This is a genomic window from Enterobacter sp. BIDMC93, from assembly GCF_001037805.1.
In the GTDB taxonomy this organism is placed as follows: Bacteria; Pseudomonadota; Gammaproteobacteria; order Enterobacterales; family Enterobacteriaceae; genus Enterobacter; species Enterobacter hormaechei_C.
The window spans coordinates 187312-207562 of record NZ_KQ089962.1 but is presented as its reverse complement, the minus strand read 5'-3'; the positions used below and the strand labels follow the sequence as shown (position 1 = coordinate 207562).

Genomic DNA, 20251 nt, shown 5'->3' with positions numbered 1-20251 from the left:
AGGGGTATGCCATGACAATCCGCACTCACACTCTCGGTTTCCCTCGCGTTGGCCTGCGTCGCGAGCTGAAAAAAGCGCAAGAAAGCTACTGGGCGGGTAACGCCACCCGCGAAGAACTGCTGGCCGTGGGATGCGAGCTGCGCGCCCGTCACTGGGATCAGCAAAAGCAGGCGGGCGTAGACCTGCTGCCGGTGGGCGATTTCGCCTGGTACGACCATGTTCTGACCACCAGCCTGCTGCTTGGCAACGTGCCGGCTCGTCATCAGAACAACGATGGATCGGTGGATATCGATACCCTGTTCCGCATCGGCCGTGGCCGCGCGCCAACGGGTGAGCCAGCGGCAGCGGCGGAAATGACCAAGTGGTTTAACACTAACTATCACTATATGGTGCCGGAGTTCGTTAAGGGCCAGCAGTTCAAACTGACCTGGACCCAGCTTCTGGATGAAGTGGACGAAGCGCTGGCGCTGGGTCACCAGGTGAAACCCGTGCTGCTGGGGCCGGTCAGCTACCTGTGGCTGGGCAAAGTGAAAGGTGAGCAGTTCGACCGCCTCAGCCTGCTGAACGCTATTCTGCCGGTTTATAAGCAGGTTCTGATTGAGCTGGGTAAGCGCGGTATTCAGTGGGTGCAAATCGATGAACCGGCGCTGGTGCTTGAGCTGCCGCAGGCGTGGCTGGATGCCTTCAAACCGGCGTATGACGCGCTCACGGGCCAGGTGAAGCTGCTGCTGACCACCTATTTCGAGGGCGTAACGCCGAACCTCGACACCATTACCGCGCTGCCGGTTCAGGGTCTGCACGTTGATCTCGTTCACGGCAAAGACGATGTGGCAGAGTTGCACAAGCGTCTGCCTGCGGAGTGGCTGCTCTCTGCCGGTCTGGTGAATGGTCGTAACGTCTGGCGTGCCGATCTCACCGGGAAATATGCACAAATCAAGGACATTGTCGGTAAACGTGAATTGTGGGTAGCCTCTTCCTGTTCCCTGCTGCACAGCCCGATCGACCTGAGCGTGGAGACCCGACTCGACCCTGAGGTGAAAAGCTGGTTTGCCTTTGCCCTGCAAAAGTGTGAGGAGCTGGCTCTGCTGCGCGACGCGTTGAACAGCGGCGACACGGCAGCGATTACCGACTGGAGCGCGCCGATCCAGGCGCGCCGTCACTCGACGCGCGTGCATAACCCGGCGGTGGAAAAACGTCTGGCGGCCATCACTGCCCGGGACAGCCAGCGCCAGAGCCCGTATGAAGTGCGCGCCGAAGCCCAGCGTGCGCGCTTTAACCTGCCCGCATGGCCGACCACAACCATCGGCTCCTTCCCGCAGACTACCGAGATCCGCGGCCTGCGCCTGGACTTCAAAAAGGGCAATCTGGATGCGAATCACTACCGCACCGGCATTGCGGAGCACATCAAACAGGCGATCGTCGAGCAGGAACGTCTGGGTCTGGACGTGCTGGTGCACGGCGAGGCCGAGCGTAACGATATGGTGGAATACTTCGGTGAACACCTGGACGGCTTTGTCTTTACCCAGAACGGCTGGGTGCAAAGCTACGGCTCCCGCTGCGTGAAGCCGCCGGTGGTGATCGGTGACGTCAGCCGCCCGGAAGCGATCACGGTGGAGTGGGCGAAGTATGCCCAGTCTCTGACCGACAAACCGGTAAAAGGCATGCTGACGGGGCCGGTGACCATTCTCTGCTGGTCGTTCCCGCGTGAAGATGTATCCCGGGAAACCATCGCCAAACAGATCGCCCTGGCGCTGCGTGATGAAGTGGCGGATCTGGAAGCGGCGGGGATTGGCATCATTCAGATCGACGAACCGGCGCTGCGTGAAGGCTTGCCGCTGCGTCGCAGCGACTGGGATGCTTATCTGACGTGGGGCGTGGAGGCGTTCCGCCTCAACGCGGCCGTCGCGAAGGACGACACGCAGATCCACACCCACATGTGTTACTGCGAATTTAACGACATCATGGACTCCATTGCCGCGCTCGACGCCGATGTGATCACCATCGAGACCTCGCGTTCAGACATGGAGCTGCTGGAGTCGTTCGAAGAGTTCGACTACCCGAACGAAATCGGGCCGGGCGTGTATGACATTCATTCCCCTAACGTGCCGAGCGTGGAGTGGATTGAATCGCTGCTGCAAAAAGCCGCCCAGCGCATTCCGGCGGAACGCCTGTGGGTAAACCCGGACTGCGGCCTGAAAACTCGCGGCTGGCCTGAAACCCGCGCGGCGCTGGCGAACATGGTGCAGGCGGCGCAGAATTTGCGTCAGGCGTAGTGGGGCTGGATTGCCCGGTTGGCGCAGCCGCTACCGGGCTTTTTGTATTACGCTTTCTTCCCGCCGTACTGGCTGAACCACGCCAGCATTCTCTGCCAGCCATCTTTCGCCGATTCTGCGTGATAGCTCGGACGATAATCGGCATTAAACGCGTGTCCCGCATCCGGGTACACCACGATTTCGGCCTTCGCGTTTGCCGCCCGCAGCGCGTGGCGCATGGTCTCGACGGTATCAAGCGGAATGCCGGTATCCTGGCCGCCATACAGCCCTAGCACCGGGGCATTTAAATCGGTGGCGATATCAACTGGATGTTTCGGCGAGTTCAGGGTCTTTTCACCCACCAGTTTACCGTACCAGGCCACAGCGGCTTTCAGCTGCGGATTGTGCGCGGCATACAGCCAGCTAATGCGTCCGCCCCAGCAGAAGCCGGTCACCATCAGACGGTGCGGGTCGCCACCGTTGCGCGCCGCCCAGCTGGCAACGTGGTCGAGATCGGCCAGCACCTGCGCGTCCGGCACTTTGCTGACCAGGTTGCTGAACAGCGTCGGGATGTCGCTGTAATCATTCGGATCGCCCTGACGGAAATAGAGTTCCGGCGCAACGGCCAGGTAACCTTCCAGCGCCAGACGGCGGCAGAGGTCGCGAATATGTTCATGAACGCCAAATATTTCCTGCACCACGATCACGATGGGCAGCGGGCCATCGGCGGATTTTGGCCGCGCGTGGTACGCTGGCATGTTCTCTCCCTGGGAGGGAATGGAGGTCTCGCCTGCGGTAATGGCCTCTTCAGGGGTTGAGACGATGGTTGAAGCATGCGGGGCCGCAGCAGGTGCAAAACCGGTTTTTTCAGTCATGGCATTCTCCGTACCAATGAATGGATTAGCGCAAAGATAAATATAGACACCAGGTTAACAATCCACAGTGCCTTATAGCGTCTATCTTTTGTGCAGCACCCGGCGATATAACTTGTTAATGTGGTGTGAATCACTATTTTATGGAAATTAACTGCAATCATTTTCATTCATGGTGAGGTGTGTCACGAAATAATGCACATTGCTTCTGTAAAGTACCGTTTTACTTCTTCTGACAAACCGACCCACAGAGGAGTCACCTATGTCTAAGTCTGATGTTTTTCATCTCGGCCTCACTAAAAACGATTTACAAGGGGCTACGCTTGCTATCGTCCCTGGCGATCCTGAGCGTGTGGAAAAGATCGCCGCGCTGATGGATAAGCCGGTTAAGCTGGCAGCACATCGCGAATTCACCACCTGGCGCGCAGAGCTGGACGGTAAAGCGGTGATCGTGTGCTCTACCGGTATTGGTGGCCCGTCTACCTCTATCGCCGTTGAAGAGCTGGCGCAACTGGGCATTCGTACTTTCCTGCGTATCGGCACCACCGGCGCCATTCAGCCGCACATCAACGTGGGCGACGTGCTGGTTACCACCGCCTCCGTGCGTCTGGACGGGGCAAGCCTGCACTTTGCACCGATGGAATTCCCGGCAGTGGCCGATTTCGAATGCACCACCGCGCTGGTTGAAGCCGCGAAGTCCGTGGGCGCCACCACCCACGTGGGCGTAACTGCCTCTTCCGACACCTTCTACCCGGGCCAGGAGCGTTACGACACCTTCTCTGGTCGCGTGGTGAGCCGTTTCAAAGGCTCCATGGAAGAGTGGCAGTCGATGGGCGTCATGAACTACGAAATGGAATCTGCGACGCTGCTGACCATGTGCGCAAGCCAGGGTCTGCGTGCCGGTATGGTGGCGGGCGTTATCGTCAACCGTACTCAGCAGGAGATCCCGAACGCTGAAACCATGAAGCAGACTGAAAGCCATGCGGTGAAAATCGTGGTTGAAGCGGCGCGCCGCCTGATCTAATTCTCTCTTCAGTGCTGAAAGGCCGACATGCTCGGCCTTTTCTTTTTGCGTAACGCCTCGCAGGAAAACCCTTTCAAACTGGACGTTCATACAGCACAATTCTATTTTGTGCGGTAATACGTTGATGCAGGGGGCATTGTGGATATCTCAATCCTGATTTATGCAGTGATTGCGCTGGTGAGCGTGGGAATTGGCTGGCTCATTTCCGGCTACCAGCATGCGCAGCAGAAAGCCGAACAGCTGGCAGAGCGCGAAGAGATCGTCGCTGAACTTAGCGCGACGAAACAACAGCTTGCGCTGAGTGACCACTGGCGCGACGAATGCGAACTGCTCAATAACGAACTGCGCAATCTGCGTGATATCAATACCTCGCTGGAGGCCGATCTCCGTGAAGTGACCACCCGTCTTGAGTCCACCCAACTGCACGCCGAAGACAAAATCCGTCAGATGATCAACAGCGAGCAGCGTCTTAGCGAGCAGTTTGAGAACCTCGCGAACCGCATTTTTGAGCACAGCAATCGCCGCGTGGATGAGCAGAACCGCCAGAGCCTGAACAGCCTGCTGACGCCGCTGCGTGAACAGCTGGATGGCTTTCGCCGTCAGGTACAGGACAGCTTTGGTCAGGAAGCCCGCGAACGCCACACGCTGGCGCATGAAATTCGTAATCTCCAGCAGCTGAATGCGCAGATGGCGCAGGAGGCGGTTAACCTGACGCGCGCACTGAAAGGTGATAACAAAGCGCAGGGAAACTGGGGCGAAGTGGTCATGACGCGCGTGCTGGAGGCCTCTGGCCTGCGCGAAGGATACGAATACGAAACGCAGGTCAGCATTGAGAACGATGCGCGCTCGCGGATGCAGCCGGATGTCATTGTTCGTCTGCCACAGGGCAAAGATGTGGTTATCGACGCCAAAATGACGCTGGTGGCCTATGAGCGCTACTTCAACGCTGAGGATGACTACACCCGCGAAACAGCGTTGCAGGAGCACATCGCCTCCGTGCGTAACCATATCCGTCTGTTGGGCAGAAAAGATTATCAGCAGTTGCCGGGGCTGCGATCGCTGGATTATGTGCTGATGTTCATTCCGGTCGAGCCTGCGTTCCTGCTGGCGCTCGACAGACAGCCCGAACTGATCACCGAAGCGCTGAAAAATAACATTATGCTGGTCAGCCCCACCACGCTACTGGTGGCGTTACGTACCATTGCCAACCTGTGGCGCTATGAGCACCAAAGCCGTAACGCGCAGCAGATTGCCGATCGCGCCAGCAAGCTGTACGACAAAATGCGGCTGTTTGTGGACGATATGTCCTCGGTGGGGCAAAGCCTGGATCGCGCGCAGGATAACTACCGCCAGGCGATGAAAAAACTCTCCTCCGGGCGTGGCAATTTGCTGGCGCAGGCGGAGGCGTTTCGCAGCCTGGGGGTGGAAGTTAAACGCGAGATTAATCCGGAACTGGTGGAGCAGGCTACCGCTCAGGACGAAGAGTTTCGTCTGCGTGAAGGCGACGGTAAGCAAAATAGCCGCAATGAAGACAACGATTTAGCGGCGAGTTTATCCCCCGAAGCGCAGCCGGCGCGTTTCTTTCACGGTGGTTGAAACGTAGGGCAAATGCGCCCAATCTGTTACACTTCACGAACATTTGACTGATTAGCAGGCTCTGAGATGGTTGACGATTCACAAGACACAACGCACTTTGGCTTTCAGACTGTCGCCAAAGCGCAGAAAGCTGACATGGTGGCCCACGTATTTCATTCCGTGGCGGCGAAGTACGATGTGATGAATGATTTGATGTCATTTGGCATTCATCGCTTGTGGAAGCGCTTCACTATTGATTGCAGCGGCGTGCGCCGTGGACAAACGGTGCTGGATTTAGCCGGAGGCACAGGGGATCTGACCGCTAAATTCTCCCGTCTGGTTGGCGAAACCGGCCGCGTGGTGCTGGCGGATATCAACGACTCCATGCTGAAAATGGGACGCGAAAAGCTGCGTAATATCGGCGTGGTAGGCAACGTTGAATATGTTCAGGCCAACGCCGAAGCGCTGCCGTTCCCGGATAATACGTTCGACTGCATCACCATTTCTTTCGGTCTGCGTAACGTGACCGATAAAGATAAAGCGCTGCGCTCCATGTACCGCGTGCTTAAGCCGGGCGGTCGACTGCTGGTACTCGAGTTTTCTAAACCGATTATCGACCCGCTGAGCAAAGCTTACGATGCCTATTCCTTCCACGTTCTGCCGCGCATCGGCGAGCTGGTGGCAAACGATGCAGAAAGTTACCGTTATCTGGCCGAGTCCATCCGAATGCACCCGGATCAGGACACGCTGAAAGCGATGATGCAGGATGCGGAGTTTGAAAACGTGGAATACTTCAATATGACGGCGGGTGTCGTCGCGCTGCATCGTGGTTACAAGTTCTGAGTGGAGGTTTCCCGTGCCCATTAAACCCTTAGTCACCGCTGGCATCGAGAATGTGCTGAATGCCTTTCTGTATCGCGCTCCGGCGCTGAAAACCGCACGTCAGCGGCTTAACGGAAAGGTGCTGCGCATCGTTTTAAAGGAGTTCTCGACGCCGCTTGTGTTGGTCTTCAGCGAACGCCAGCTTGACGTTCTGGGTGAGTGGGAAGGCGAGGCTGACTGCTCGGTGATTACGCACATGAGCGTATTGCCAAAACTGCGTGACCGTCAGCAGATGACGGCGCTTATTCGCAGCGGTGAGCTGGAGGTCGAAGGCGATATTCAGGTGGTACAGAACTTCGTTGCACTCAGCGATCAGGCTGAACTCGACCCGGCGGAACTGATGGCGCCCTATATCGGCGACATCGCGGCTGAAGGTATAAGCAAAACGCTGCGCACGGGTTCCGCTTTCCTTCGTAAAGGTCTGCTCCGTCAACAGCGCTACGCTGCCGAGGTGCTGACCGAAGAGTGGCGTATGGCGCCGGGGCCTTTAGAAGTCGCCTGGTTTGCAGAAGAGACCGCGGCAGTTGAGCGCGCAGTTGATGCGTTAACCAAACGGCTGGAAAAACTGGAGGGCAAATGACGCCTGGTGAAATTCGGCGCCTCTATTTTATCGTTCGCACCTTTTTGAGCTACGGGCTCGACGAGCTTATCCCCAGAATGCGTATTACCCTGCCGCTTCGGCTTTGGCGTCGCACGCTGTTCTGGATGCCGAATCGCCATAAGGATCAGGAGCTGGGCGCACGCCTGCGTCTTGCGTTACAGGAGCTGGGCCCGGTCTGGATCAAGTTTGGGCAGATGCTCTCAACACGTCGCGACCTTTTCCCACCGCAGATTGCCGATCAGCTCGCGCTATTGCAGGACCGCGTTGCTCCGTTTGATGGAGCGAGAGCGAAGAAACAAATCGAAGAAGCGATGGGCAATATCCCCATCGAGACCTGGTTTGATGATTTCGATATTCAGCCCCTGGCCTCTGCCTCTATTGCGCAGGTTCACACCGCGCGCCTGAAGGAAAATGGCAAAGAGGTGGTCATCAAAGTGATTCGTCCGGATATCCTGCCGGTTATCAAAGCAGACATGAAGCTGATTTATCGCCTGGCTCGCTGGGTGCCGCGTCTGTTGCCGGATGGTCGCCGTCTGCGTCCGCTGGAAGTGGTTCGGGAATACGAAAAAACGCTGATTGACGAGCTTAACCTGCTGCGTGAATCGGCGAACGCCATTCAGCTGCGTCGAAACTTTGAAGACAGCCCGATGCTGTATGTTCCTGAAGTCTATTCTGACTATTGCAGTCAGAACATGATGGTGATGGAACGTATCTACGGTATTCCGGTCTCGGACGTGGCGGCGCTGGAAAAACAGGGCACCAACATGAAGCTGCTGGCCGAGCGTGGCGTGCAGGTCTTCTTTACTCAGGTTTTCCGCGACAGCTTCTTCCATGCAGACATGCATCCGGGCAACATTTTCGTCAGCTATGAGCACCCGGAAGATCCGAAATACATCGGCATCGACTGCGGTATTGTCGGCTCGCTGAATAAAGAGGATAAGCGCTACCTCGCAGAGAACTTTATCGCTTTCTTCAATCGCGACTACCGTAAGGTGGCCGAGCTGCACGTGGATTCAGGCTGGGTTCCGCCAGATACCAACGTGGAAGAGTTTGAATTTGCGATCCGCACCGTCTGTGAGCCGATTTTTGAAAAGCCGCTCTCGGAGATCTCTTTCGGACACGTCCTGCTCAACCTGTTCAACACCGCACGCCGTTTCAATATGGAAGTGCAGCCACAATTAGTTTTACTTCAGAAAACATTACTTTACGTTGAGGGCGTAGGCCGCCAGCTCTATCCTCAGTTAGACTTGTGGAAAACCGCGAAACCGTTCCTCGAATCCTGGATTAAGGATCAGGTCGGTATTCCAGCCCTGGTTCGCTCGCTTAAAGAGAAAGGCCCGTTCTGGATTGAAAAAATGCCTGAAATTCCTGAACTGGTTTACGACAGTTTGCGTCAGAGCAAGAACCTTCAGCACAGCATGGATAAAATCGCGCACGAGCTTCAATCCAGTCGCGTGCGTCAGGGGCAGTCCCGCTATCTCTTCGGAATTGGCGCGACGCTGCTGATAAGCGGCACGTTGCTGTTGATCAATCGTCCGGACTGGGAAATGATGCCAGCCTGGATTATGGCTGCCGGTGTGGTTGTCTGGCTTGCTGGCTGGCGAAAAACGCGCTGAATTAGCGTCGCTATCGAGAGATTGCATACGTATAATGCGATCTGACTAATTAATCATCTATCACTGGGGAACACGCATGGGTGGTATCAGTATCTGGCAGTTAGTGATCATTGCCGTCATCGTTGTGCTGCTGTTTGGCACGAAAAAACTCGGATCGATTGGTTCCGACCTGGGCGCGTCAATCAAAGGCTTCAAGAAAGCCATGAGCGATGATGAGAATAAGCAGGAAAAAACCAGTCAGGATGCTGATTTTACCGCTAAATCCATCGCCGATAAGCAGGACGAAGCCAAAAAGGAAGAGGCTAAACGTCACGATAAAGAGCAGGTGTAATTCGTGTTCGACATTGGTTTTGGTGAGTTACTGCTGGTCTTTGTGATTGGTCTGATTGTGTTGGGGCCGCAGCGTTTACCCGTTGCGGTGAAAACCGTCGTGGGCTGGGTGCGGGCGCTTCGCTCGCTGGCAACTACCGTGCAGAACGAACTGGCGCAGGAGCTGAAGCTTCAGGAATTTCAGGACAGCCTGAAAAAGGTTGAAAAGGCGAGCATGGACAACCTGACGCCGGAGCTGAAAGCATCAATGGATGAGTTGCGCGAAGCGGCGGAATCCATGAAGCGTTCTTACAGCATTAACGATCCTGAGAAGGCGAGCGATGAAGCAAACACCATCCACAATCCGGTGGTGAAGGGTAGCGAAGAGCAGCGCGAGGGTGTAACGCCTTCCAGCGCGGAGCATCAGGCTGCTTCGCCAGAGCAATCGCCGCAGGAGCCCGAAGTGAAAAAGCAGGTGCCGCCGGAAGAGCCCGTGGTCAAAACGGCTGAGGTAAAACCCGCCGCGCCCGTTTCCGAATCATCCCCCTCGTCGAGTGATAAAGCGTAAACATGGCAGTAGATGATACTCAACCGCTTATTACGCACCTCATTGAGCTGCGTAAGCGCCTGTTAAACTGCATTATTGCGGTTTTCCTCATTTTTTTATGTCTGGTCTATTTTGCCAACGATATCTATCAGGTGGTTTCCGCGCCGCTGATTAAACAGATGCCTCTGGGCGCGACGATGATTGCAACAGACGTTGCTTCACCGTTCTTTACCCCGATCAAACTGACCTTCTGGGTGTCGTTGATTGCCTCTGCGCCGGTCATTTTGTATCAGGTCTGGGCATTTGTGGCGCCCGCGCTGTACAAGCATGAACGCAAGCTGGTTATTCCGCTGCTGGTGTCCAGTTCGCTGCTGTTTTATATCGGCATGGCGTTCGCCTACTTCGTTGTCTTCCCGCTGGCCTTCGGCTTCCTGACGCATACCGCACCGGAAGGGGTACAGGTGTCGACGGACATCGCCAGCTACCTCAGCTTCGTGATGGCGCTGTTTATGGCCTTTGGTGTCGCCTTCGAGGTGCCCGTAGCAATTGTCCTGCTCTGCTGGGTGGGGGTGACCACGCCTGACGATCTGCGTAAGAAGCGCCCGTACATCCTGGTGGGGGCATTTGTCGTAGGTATGCTGTTAACGCCACCGGACGTCTTCTCGCAAACCTTACTGGCGATACCTATGTACTGCCTGTTTGAAGTCGGCGTGTTCTTCGCTCGTTTCTACGTCGGAAAGGGGCGTACCCGGGACGAAGAAGACGAGCCGTCTGAAGAGACTACTAAAGAATAAAACCAACCGCCCGTCAGGGCGGTTGTCATATGGGGATACGTATGTTTGATATCGGGCTTAACCTCACCAGCGCCCAGTTTGCGAAAGACCACGATGAGGTGGTGGCGCGCGCCTTTGCCGCCGGCGTGGGTGGGCTGCTACTGACGGGAACGAATCTGCATGAGAGTGAGCAGGCACGGCAGCTGGCGCAACGCTATCAACACTGCTGGTCCACCGCAGGCGTGCATCCTCATGACAGCAGCCAGTGGACGCATGAAAGCGCTGAGGCGCTTCATCGTCTGGCACAAACGCCAGAAGTGGTTGCCATTGGCGAATGCGGGCTTGATTTCAACCGTAACTTCTCGACACCTGAAGAGCAGGAGAAGGCATTTACCGCCCAGCTCGCGCTGGCAGCAGAGCTGGAGATGCCGGTGTTTATGCACTGTCGCGATGCGCATGAACGTTTTATGGCGCTACTGGAACCCTGGCTGGAGAAACTGCCGGGCGCGGTGTTGCACTGCTTTACGGGCTCCCGTCAGGAAGCGCTGGATTGCCTGAACCGCGGGCTGTATTTGGGTATCACGGGCTGGGTCTGCGATGAGCGTCGTGGGCTGGAACTGCGTGAGCTGTTACCCGTTATCCCGGCCGATCGTTTGCTGCTGGAAACGGATGCGCCGTATCTGTTGCCCCGGGATATGCAGCCCAAACCGCCATCACGACGTAATGAACCGGCCTACCTGGGGCATATTGCTGAGCGAGTGGCGCACTGGCGCGGAGAAGATGCCCAGTGGCTGGCAGCACAAACCGATGATAACGTGCGTCGTCTGTTCGGCGTGCAGTTCTAAACTTTGCGGAAATCGGTGTTTTTAACGCTCTGCAACACCTCTTTGTTCAGCAGGTTGAGCAGCAGCATGGAGCGCGCTTCACCGTCCGGCTCAGCGAAGATGGCCTGTAACCCTTCAAAGGCGCCTTCGGTGATCACCACGCTGTCGCCGGCATAAGGGGTTTCCGGATCGGTAATATCTTCAGGCTGCTGGTAGACAGAAAGCTGATGAATAACCGATGACGGTACTCTTGCCGGATGGGCGCCAAAACGCACAAAATGGCTGACGCCGCGCGTGGCGCTGATCGTCGTGGTGTGGATCACTTCGGGGTCGAACTCGACGAACAGATAGTTCGGGAACAGAGGCTCACTGACGGTCGTGCGTCTTCCACGCTGCATTTTTTCAAGCGTGATCACGGGTGTCAGGCAGTTAACAGACTGACGTTCAAGATGTTCCTGCGCGCGCTGAAGTTGCCCGCGTTTGCAATACAGTAAATACCAGGCCTGCATAATCACTCTTCCCATTGTTCGGGGCGCAAGCATACCAAAACCCTGGCGGGATCGCTAAGGTGATTATAATGGCGAAAAAGAGAGTAAGTCGTGGAAGTTCACGCTAATTTAACAAAATTACAGCATCACGCGGTCTTACGCCGTATAATGAAGCGCTTACAGAGAGGCCATGATTAACTGCATGAAATACCACGATCTACGCGACTTCCTGGCGCTGCTGGAAAAGCAGGGCGAACTCAAACGCATTACGCTTCCTGTTGATCCGTATCTGGAAATGACAGAAATCGCTGACCGCACCCTGCGCGCGGGCGGCCCGGCGTTGCTGTTTGAAAACCCAAAAGGCTACGCCATGCCGGTGCTGTGCAACCTGTTTGGCACACCTCGCCGCGTGGCGCTGGGGATGGGACAGGAAGATGTCACGGCGTTACGTGAAGTGGGCAAACTGCTGGCCTTTCTTAAAGAGCCGGAGCCGCCAAAAGGGTTCCGCGACCTGTTCGACAAGCTGCCGCAGTTTAAGCAGGTGCTGAACATGCCCACCAAACGCCTGCGCGGTGCGCCGTGCCAGCAAAAAGTGCTGGAAGGCGATGCGGTGGATCTGACCAAAATTCCCATCATGCAGTGCTGGCCTGACGATGCCGCACCGCTGATCACCTGGGGCCTCACAGTGACGCGTGGGCCGCATAAAGAGCGTCAAAACCTCGGCATTTATCGCCAGCAGCTGATTGGCAAGAACAAGCTCATCATGCGCTGGTTGTCCCATCGCGGTGGGGCGCTGGATTTCCAGGAGTGGTGCGCGGCCCATCCGGGCGAACGCTTCCCGGTTTCCGTCGCGCTGGGTGCCGATCCGGCAACCATTCTGGGCGCGGTGACGCCTGTTCCTGATACGCTGTCTGAATATGCCTTTGCAGGGCTGCTGCGCGGCACCAAAACCGAAGTGGTGAAGTGCATCTCCAATGACCTGGAAGTACCGGCCAGCGCAGAGATTGTGCTGGAAGGTTACATTGAACAGGGCGAGCTGGCGCCCGAAGGGCCGTACGGCGACCACACCGGCTATTACAACGAAGTGGATAACTTCCCGGTGTTCACCGTCACCCACATTACCCAGCGTGAAGATGCCATCTATCACTCCACCTATACCGGCCGTCCACCCGACGAACCGGCGGTGCTTGGCGTGGCGCTGAACGAAGTGTTTGTGCCGATCCTGCAAAAGCAGTTCCCGGAAATCGTTGATTTTTATCTGCCGCCGGAAGGGTGTTCGTATCGCCTGGCGGTGGTGACGATGAAGAAGCAGTATGCCGGTCACGCTAAGCGCGTGATGATGGGCGTATGGTCTTTCCTGCGCCAGTTTATGTATACCAAGTTTGTGATTGTCTGCGATGATGACGTCAATGCCCGCGACTGGAATGACGTCATCTGGGCCATCACCACGCGTATGGATCCGGCGCGTGATACGGTGTTAGTGGAAAACACGCCGATTGATTATCTGGACTTTGCCTCGCCGGTTTCCGGCCTTGGCTCAAAAATGGGACTGGATGCCACGAACAAATGGCCTGGCGAAACCGACCGTGAATGGGGTCGCCCGATCGAAAAGGATCCTGCCGTGACCGCGCGAATTGACGCGATCTGGGACGAGCTGGCCATAATGAATAACGGTAAGGCAGAATAAGACCGTTTAGCCCTATAGACTTCCCGACAGAGAGAGCGAATGACAACCTTAAGCTGTAAAGTGACGTCGGTAGATGCTATTACCGACACCGTATATCGCGTCCGTTTGGTTCCTGAAGCGGCATTCTCATTCCGTGCCGGTCAGTACCTGATGGTCGTGATGGACGAGCGTGATAAGCGTCCTTTCTCTATGGCCTCAACGCCAGCAGAGAAGGAATTTATTGAGCTGCATATTGGTGCGTCTGAGCTTAACCTGTACGCGATGGCCGTGATGGACCGCATCCTGAAAGAGCGTGAAATCGTGGTCGATATTCCTCATGGCGAGGCCTGGCTGCGTGAAGACGAAGACCGTCCGCTGATCCTGATTGCCGGTGGCACGGGCTTCTCTTATGTCCGCTCTATTCTGCTGACCGCGCTGGGGCGCAACCCGAATCGCGATATCACCATCTACTGGGGCGGTCGTGAAGAGAAGCATCTTTACGATCTGTCTGAGCTGGAAGCGCTGAGCGTAAATCATCCAAACCTGCGCATCGAGCCGGTTGTCGAGCAGCCGGAAGAGGGCTGGCGCGGGCGCAGCGGTACGGTGCTGACTGCGGTATTGCAGGATCACGGGACGCTGGCCGGGCACGATATCTATATTGCCGGTCGCTTTGAAATGGCAAAAATTGCCCGCGACCTGTTCTGCAACGAGCGTGACGCGCGGGAAGATCGTCTGTTTGGCGATGCGTTTGCGTTTATCTGATTGAGAGACCCGCTTCGGCGGGTTTTTTACGCTCGGGCATTAGCCTGGCGAAAATTTAACCTTGAAATGGGCGGCGCATTGCCGTTATTCTTGTTCCCGTTAAATTTCGCCCTCAGGAGCGCCCCCCAAAAATGAACAAACACGACTGATGAATTTCGATCCTTGCTCAACGCACCGCGTCGGCAGGGGATGTTTTGATTTCATTCAGGAGTGCTTATGGCTCATTTTGCGCAGTCCCCCTCTTTTATTTTGCATCAGGTCACCTGTCAGTTTGCGACGGGCGATATCCTTTTTGGTCCGCTGAATCTTTCTCTGGATGCGTCAGTGTGCGCGCTGGTTGGCCGCAACGGCAGCGGTAAAACACGTCTTCTGCGGCTGCTGGCAGGGGTTGATGAACCCGCCAGCGGTCATATTGAGCGCTTTGATACACACGTCTATGTGGCGCAGCAGCAGGATATTTCTGCGGATACGACTCTTGCCGGACTGCTTGGTTACGACGCGATCTTTGCGGCGCGCACGCGCATCGACAGCGGTCATTATGAACCCGACGATCTCGATACGCTCGACGGTTACTGGGATCTGGCTGAACGGCTGAGCCAGGCTTTTATCGCTGCAAAACTTCTCCCTTTTGACCCGAATAAACGCGCGGCAGAGCTGAGCGGCGGCGAGCGCATTCGTGCCTTGCTGTGCGGCGCATTCGCCGCAGATGCTGATTACCTGCTGCTGGACGAACCGACCAACCACCTCGACAGGCAAGGCCGCAAGTGGTTCTACGGTCAGCTTTCCCGGTATCAGGGCGGGGTGCTGGTGGCCTCCCACGACCGTGAGTTGCTGGCCCAGGTATCGCGTATCCTTGAACTGAGCGCATTGGGCTTGCGCAGCTACGGTGGGAATTATGCTGGCTATCGAACCCAGCGTGATGCTGAGCAGCTGGCTGCCCGCGCCGCGCTGGAGCATGCTGCCACCGAACGCAAGCGTACCCGCGCCCGTATGCATAAAGAGCATGACGACAGCCTGCGGCGTTCAGCCAAAACGCTTCGCACGGTCGACAGCCTTAACATCGCCTCGTTTGAACGGGTCAAATACAAAGGGGCGGCGAAAGAGCGTATTGGTTCCTGGAAAAAACAGCATAGCGATCAAAATCATGCTCTGAACGCTGCGGTCAACCAGGCACGCGAGCGGGTTGAAGAGGAGAACGCGGTGATGTTTACCCTGCCGGGCAGTGAAATCCCGGAAGGAAAACAGGTTCTGGTGCTGGAAGAACTGGTGCTTCCGCACGTGCCTGTCTCCCCGATAAACTGGCGAATGGATGGCCCGATGCGCGTGGCGCTACGCGGGCCGAACGGCTGTGGAAAATCCACGCTGTTGAAAGTGATGTTGGGCGAAACCGCCCCTGTTACGGGAACCTGTAAGGTCTCCGTCAGGTGTGCTTATCTCGATCAGCATCTTTCCCGGCTGGATCTTTCGAAGTCGGTGATGACACACCTTAGCCTGGGCAATACGCCGCTCGAAGAGGGGGCGCTGCGTACCCGTTTAGCGCAGCTTCAGCTGGGCGCAGAGAAAGTGACACTACCACTGGCCGAACTGAGTGGCGGCGAGCGCCTGAAGGCCGCGCTGGCCTGCGTATTGTGGCGTGAAGCGGCAACGCAACTGCTGCTTCTGGATGAGCCGACCAACCATCTTGATCTGGCCTCTGTTCAGGCCATAGAAGCGGCCTTAGCCGATTACCCCGGCGCGCTGCTGGTGGTGTCGCATGATGAAGCCTTTCTGGCAGGGCTGAAGCTGACGCATGAACTGGTGTGGGAAGAGACGGGATGGCGATGTGAAAGTCTGTAAACACAAGCCCCCGCAAGGGCGGGGGCAAACAAACTTTATCAGGCTAACTGCTTGCGAAGGTCAGGGTTTGCCTGGATCAGGCGCATCAGCTTTAGCTCGGCTGGGGTAGGTTTTTCACGTTTTGACTCCCACTCCAGCACCATCGCTACGCTGACACCCATCGCTCTTGCGAATTCATCTGTTTTCAGGCCCGATCCTTTGCGTAAACGCTCAAATTCACTAAAAGGATTGGACTTTTGATTCAGGGTAACCGTCGGCGGTACATCTTTAAAAATAATCTGTTCCAGGCTGCTCAGCAGCTCAAACTCAGGATCTTTTAATTCCATTGAGAACTCCTCATAAATCACACATCGGGATCATGAACATCAGAGAGCCTGTTAAGAATAGTCCCTAAACCAGACACAGGATCGTCACGGCTGTGATTAATTGTGCGATAACGATCGCTTTACGCGTTTCAGCTATATGGATAGTTATGCTAATTACCTGATTAGTCATATGTAGGGATGCACAGGTATTTTTTTGTAAATAGTCAGTACAAAAACGGGAATACCCGTTTTGCATGAAAACTCTATCTTGCAAGGCTGACCTGGACTATCCTTGTCAGCGTTGGGCACGCGTGTGCCGGTGTGCGCTTTTTGGGTGAAAGGAGTAATAAAATGGCGACAGGAAAGTCCTGCTCTCGCTGGTTTGCGCCTATTGCGGCGTTGTTGATGGTTGTTAGCCTGAGTGGGTGTTTCGATAAAGAAGGCGATCAGCGCAAAGCGTTTATCGATTTTCTACAGAATACAGTGATGCGTAGCGGCGAGCGTTTACCAACGCTGACTGCGGATCAGAAAAAACAGTTTGGTCCATTCGTGTCGGATTACGCCATTCTGTATGGCTATTCACAGCAGGTAAGCCAGGCGATGGATTCCGGTATTCGCCCGGTAGTGGATAGCGTGAATGCCATCCGCGTTCCACAGGATTATATGACCCAGCGCGAACCGCTGCGCCAGTCAAATGGCGCGCTTGGGGTACTGAGCCAGCAGCTGCAAAATGCCAAAATGCAGGCTGATGCGTCGCGTTCCGCGTTGAAGCAGGGCGAGGATCTCAAACCGGTCTATGACCAGGTGTATGAGAAAGTCGTGACCAAGCCGTCAAACGCCTTGCAACCGCTGATACCGGCGGCGCAGGTCTTTACTCAGCAGCTGGTTCAGGTGGGTGACTTTATTAGTGAACAAGGTACGCAGGTGAGCTTCGTCTCTAACGGTATCCAGTTCCCGACCTCCCAGCAGGCGAGCCAGTACAACGCGCTGATCGGGCCGCTCGCGTCCCAGCATCAGGCCTTTAGCCAGGCCTGGAGCGCAGCGGTCGCTGCTACGGAATAAGAAAAACCCCCGCTTCGGCGGGGTTTTTTTTATGCTTGATGAAAATAACGCTTGTCATTCATCTACCACATCGGTATAACTATGTTCGTCGGTTTGTTACACAGACCTAAAGCAGTTTAGTAAAGCAGTCCAGATTGTTATCCATAGATACCCTTCGTAGTGACCCTTCCTTCATCGCTTAAAAATCTGTAACGCAATCCATCAAGCCGGAAGGCACAATATATTTGTTAATAAGGTAATTTCTATGTCTGCTAAAATGACTGGTCTGGTAAAATGGTTCAACGCTGATAAAGGTTTCGGCTTCATCACTCCTGACGATGGCTCTAAAGACGTGTTCGTACACTTCTCTGCTATCCAGAACGATGGCTACAAATCTCTGGATGAAGGTCAGAAAGTTTCCTTCACCATCGAAAGCGGCGCTAAAGGCCCAGCAGCTGGTAACGTTGTAAGCCTGTAAGCTTCCAGCCCAGTAGCACAAAATTCAAAAACCCGCCTTCTGGCGGGTTTTTTCGTTTCTACTGTTGTATCTGTGGGTTAACGCAGTTCTTATCCACTTTACCGCCGAGCGCGGCAATCAGATTATCCACGGCGGTCGCCGCCATATTGTAGCGTGTTTCATGAGTGGCAGAGCCGATGTGGGGCAGGGCGACGACGTTCGGCATGGTCAGTAGCGGAGAATCCACCGGCAGCGGCTCCTGTTCAAACACGTCCAGACCGGCTGCGTGGATCTCACCGTTTTGCAGTGCCTCAATCAGCGCCTTCTCATCGACCACCGGACCACGACCCGCGTTGATGAAAATGGCCGACTTCTTCATCTTTTCAAAGGCCGCTTTGCCGATGAGATGACGCGTTTCATCCGTCAGCGGCAGGATCAGGCAGACAAAGTCGGCTTCCCGCAACAGCGTATCAAGCTCGCAGTAGCGGGCGTTGAAACGTTCTTCAGCTTCACTGTGGTGACGGCGTGCGTTATACAGGATGGGCATGCTGAAGCCAAAATGGGCGCGCTGTGCCAGCGCCAGACCGATACGGCCCATCCCAACAATCCCCAGCGTTTTGCCATGAACGTCCACGCCGAACCAGTCCGGGCCAATGCTTTTCGTCCATTCGCCCGCTTTCACGCGCTCGGCCACTTCCACCACGCGACGGGCGGTGCTGAGCACCAGCGCCATCAGCGTGTCGGCGACGGTTTCCGTCAGGGCATGCGGCGTGTGCATCAGCAGGATGTTGCGTGCGTTTAGCGCATCCACGTCGAAATTGTCGTATCCCACCGAAACGGTTGAGGTAGCACGAAGCTTCGGCATTTTCTCCAGCAGCGCTGCATCCACCTTTTCGCTCGAACCCAGCAGGCCCTCGGCGCTGGCAAACGCGTCGGCGTGCTGCGCCACGGTTTCCGGGCTGAGGTTCTTTACCCGGGTAACGGTAAAGTGTTCCTCCAGGCGTTTTTGCAGATCTTCAGGCAGTGCTTTGTACAAAATGACGGACGGCTTCATGCTAATCTCCGTTGATTTTAAAAGGATTCAGGCGTGGCGTGCGCCGACGGGTAGCTGTTGATTATTAGCAGGCTTAACAATCAAAGTAAGCCATACCGAGGCAAAAAGCGCCACCCCCATAAAGATGTAAGAGGCCGACGGGCTGCCGGTGGTGCCGTTCAGATAGCCCACAAACCACGAGCCAAAGAACGAACCCAGCGCGCCCATACTGTTGATCAACGCCATCGCGCCCCCTGCGACGTTACGCGGCAGCATTTCCGGGATGATGGCAAAGAACGGACCATACGGGGCATACATGGCCGCACCCGCAATCACCAGCAGAGTGTACGAGACCCAGAAGTGGTTTGCGCCTACGGCCCAGGAGCCAATGAAGGCAAAAGCAGCGATCAGCAGCAGTGGCCAGACGAACAGCTTACGGTTTTGCAGCTTGTCCGATGCCCAGGAGACGATAATCATCGCGATGGTCGCAGCCAGGTAAGGCACCGATGACAGCCAGCCCACTTCCACCATGCCAAGGTTTTCACCGCCGCTGCGGATAATCGACGGCAGCCACAGCACAAAGCCGTACACGCCAATACTCCAGGTAAAGTATTGTGCGCACAGCAGAATAACGTTCCGTGAGCGGAAGGCTTCGCCGTAGTTACGCACCGCTTTCAGCCCCTGCTGCTCTTTATCCAGCTGTGCCTGGAGCGCGGCTTTTTCGTCCTCAGAAAGCCATTTCGCCTGGGCTGGTTTATCTTTCACCAGCACCCACCAGCAGAAGGCCCAGATAATCGCGGGAACCCCTTCGATGATGAACATCTCGCGCCAGCCGAAGGACTGGATCAGATAGCCGGAAACCACCGACATCCACAGCACGGTGACCGGGTTACCGAGTATCAGGAACGTATTAGCACGTGAACGCTCCGATTTTGTGAACCAGTTGCTGATGTAAATCAGCATTGCTGGCATGACGGCCGCCTCAACCACGCCGAGAATAAAGCGAATAGCCGCCAGAGCAGGAATATTATTCACCACGCCAGTAAGCGACGCACAGGCACCCCATAAGATCAGGCAGATGAAAATGAGCTTTCGCACGCTGCGGCGTTCAGCGTAAATCGCGCCGGGGATCTGGAAGAAGAAATAACCCAGGAAGAAGAGGGCACCCAGCAGGGAGGAGACCCCTTTGGTGATCCCGAGGTCTTCGTTGATCCCGGCGGCGGATGCGAAACTGAAGTTGGCACGATCCAGGTACGCCAGGCTGTACGTGATAAACACGATTGGCATGATGTACCACCAGCGTTTTACTGCATTGGTCGAACTGTTCATAGGCTTGCCTCTGTTGTTGAGGTTGTTGCCGCCGTTGTCTGTAGGGTACACGGTGGCTT

At 55.8% G+C, this 20251-nt stretch carries 20 protein-coding genes; 15 read left to right on the top strand and 5 right to left on the bottom strand.

The genetic code is table 11. The features are described from left to right. The first annotated feature begins 11 nt into the window (after positions 1–11). Complete coding sequence (gene metE / locus SK58_RS00935; protein WP_048219217.1) at positions 12–2273, top strand: 5-methyltetrahydropteroyltriglutamate--homocysteine S-methyltransferase; 2262 nt, start codon at positions 12–14, stop codon at positions 2271–2273. A 47-nt stretch (positions 2274–2320) separates the two neighbouring features. Here metE and SK58_RS00930 read toward each other — a convergent pair whose 3' ends face one another. After that, positions 2321–3127: a dienelactone hydrolase family protein gene (locus SK58_RS00930; RefSeq protein WP_003860793.1), complete on the bottom strand. Its 807-nt coding sequence runs from the start codon at positions 3125–3127 to the stop codon at positions 2321–2323. A gap of 259 nt (positions 3128–3386) precedes the next feature. Here SK58_RS00930 and udp point away from each other — a divergent pair, with 259 nt between their 5' ends. From udp to tatD, 9 genes are all read left to right on the top strand, one after another. Beyond that, positions 3387–4148 carry a uridine phosphorylase gene (gene udp / locus SK58_RS00925; protein ID WP_003860792.1) on the top strand — a complete coding sequence of 254 codons (762 nt, stop codon included), beginning with the start codon at positions 3387–3389 and terminating at the stop codon, positions 4146–4148. Positions 4149–4286: 138 nt separating this feature from the next. Continuing rightward, the gene (gene rmuC / locus SK58_RS00920) at positions 4287–5744 is read left to right on the top strand and encodes a DNA recombination protein RmuC (RefSeq protein WP_017383581.1); all 1458 of its coding nucleotides are present in this window, start codon (positions 4287–4289) and stop codon (positions 5742–5744) included. Between the two features lie 66 nt (positions 5745–5810). After that, positions 5811–6566: a bifunctional demethylmenaquinone methyltransferase/2-methoxy-6-polyprenyl-1,4-benzoquinol methylase UbiE gene (gene ubiE / locus SK58_RS00915; protein ID WP_003860790.1), complete on the top strand. Its 756-nt coding sequence runs from the start codon at positions 5811–5813 to the stop codon at positions 6564–6566. 13 nt (positions 6567–6579) lie between these two features. Continuing rightward, a complete protein-coding gene (locus SK58_RS00910; protein ID WP_045348415.1) occupies positions 6580–7185 on the top strand; it encodes a ubiquinone biosynthesis protein UbiJ in 606 nt (201 codons plus the stop codon). After that, positions 7182–8822, top strand: coding sequence for a ubiquinone biosynthesis regulatory protein kinase UbiB (ubiB, locus tag SK58_RS00905; protein WP_017383580.1), 1641 nt, complete (start codon positions 7182–7184; stop codon positions 8820–8822). Before SK58_RS00910 ends, ubiB begins: the two co-directional genes overlap by 4 nt. 76 nt (positions 8823–8898) lie before the next feature. Next, positions 8899–9153, top strand: a complete 255-nt coding sequence (gene tatA, locus SK58_RS00900; protein ID WP_003860787.1) for a Sec-independent protein translocase subunit TatA — start codon at positions 8899–8901, stop codon at positions 9151–9153. 3 nt (positions 9154–9156) lie between these two features. After that, positions 9157–9699: a Sec-independent protein translocase protein TatB gene (gene tatB / locus SK58_RS00895; RefSeq protein WP_003860783.1), complete on the top strand. Its 543-nt coding sequence runs from the start codon at positions 9157–9159 to the stop codon at positions 9697–9699. 2 nt (positions 9700–9701) lie between these two features. Beyond that, positions 9702–10472 (top strand): Sec-independent protein translocase subunit TatC, encoded by a 771-nt coding sequence (gene tatC, locus SK58_RS00890; RefSeq protein WP_015569997.1) that lies wholly within the window; start codon positions 9702–9704, stop codon positions 10470–10472. Between the two features lie 41 nt (positions 10473–10513). After that, positions 10514–11296 carry a 3'-5' ssDNA/RNA exonuclease TatD gene (gene tatD, locus SK58_RS00885; protein WP_017694739.1) on the top strand — a complete coding sequence of 261 codons (783 nt, stop codon included), beginning with the start codon at positions 10514–10516 and terminating at the stop codon, positions 11294–11296. Here the strand turns inward: tatD and rfaH are convergent. Further along, entirely contained in the window at positions 11293–11784 is a 492-nt protein-coding gene (gene rfaH, locus SK58_RS00880; protein WP_003860779.1) for a transcription/translation regulatory transformer protein RfaH, read from the bottom strand. The genes tatD and rfaH overlap by 4 nt on opposite strands. Before the next feature lie 169 nt (positions 11785–11953). On the opposite strand from rfaH, the gene ubiD reads away from it, so the two are divergent. The 3 genes from ubiD (at position 11954) to SK58_RS00865 (ending at position 16027) form a co-directional block, all read left to right on the top strand. Further along, positions 11954–13450 (top strand): 4-hydroxy-3-polyprenylbenzoate decarboxylase, encoded by a 1497-nt coding sequence (gene ubiD / locus SK58_RS00875; RefSeq protein ID WP_023295742.1) that lies wholly within the window; start codon positions 11954–11956, stop codon positions 13448–13450. Positions 13451–13489: 39 nt separating this feature from the next. Continuing rightward, positions 13490–14191: an NAD(P)H-flavin reductase gene (fre, locus tag SK58_RS00870; protein ID WP_045329441.1), complete on the top strand. Its 702-nt coding sequence runs from the start codon at positions 13490–13492 to the stop codon at positions 14189–14191. Positions 14192–14407: 216 nt separating this feature from the next. Next, positions 14408–16027 carry an ABC-F family ATP-binding cassette domain-containing protein gene (locus tag SK58_RS00865; RefSeq protein ID WP_048219213.1) on the top strand — a complete coding sequence of 540 codons (1620 nt, stop codon included), beginning with the start codon at positions 14408–14410 and terminating at the stop codon, positions 16025–16027. A gap of 38 nt (positions 16028–16065) precedes the next feature. Here the strand turns inward: SK58_RS00865 and SK58_RS00860 are convergent, their stop codons facing one another. Further along, on the bottom strand, positions 16066–16353 hold the full coding sequence (locus tag SK58_RS00860) for an HTH-type transcriptional regulator (protein WP_003860776.1): 288 nt from the start codon (positions 16351–16353) through the stop codon (positions 16066–16068). Between the two features lie 330 nt (positions 16354–16683). Here SK58_RS00860 and SK58_RS00850 point away from each other — a divergent pair, with 330 nt between their 5' ends. Together SK58_RS00850 and cspA are read left to right on the top strand one after the other, a co-directional pair. After that, the gene (locus SK58_RS00850) at positions 16684–17394 is read left to right on the top strand and encodes a DUF3053 domain-containing protein (RefSeq protein ID WP_017383576.1); all 711 of its coding nucleotides are present in this window, start codon (positions 16684–16686) and stop codon (positions 17392–17394) included. A gap of 244 nt (positions 17395–17638) precedes the next feature. After that, positions 17639–17851, top strand: a complete 213-nt coding sequence (gene cspA / locus SK58_RS00845) for a transcription antiterminator/RNA stability regulator CspE (RefSeq protein ID WP_003860775.1) — start codon at positions 17639–17641, stop codon at positions 17849–17851. Positions 17852–17909: 58 nt separating this feature from the next. On the opposite strand, the gene ghrB is transcribed toward cspA, so the two are convergent. Together ghrB and SK58_RS00835 are read right to left on the bottom strand one after the other, a co-directional pair. After that, on the bottom strand, positions 17910–18884 hold the full coding sequence (ghrB, locus tag SK58_RS00840; protein WP_023302910.1) for a glyoxylate/hydroxypyruvate reductase GhrB: 975 nt from the start codon (positions 18882–18884) through the stop codon (positions 17910–17912). A 27-nt stretch (positions 18885–18911) separates the two neighbouring features. Then, on the bottom strand, positions 18912–20192 hold the full coding sequence (locus SK58_RS00835; RefSeq protein ID WP_023302911.1) for an MFS transporter: 1281 nt from the start codon (positions 20190–20192) through the stop codon (positions 18912–18914). Positions 20193–20251 lie beyond the last annotated feature (59 nt).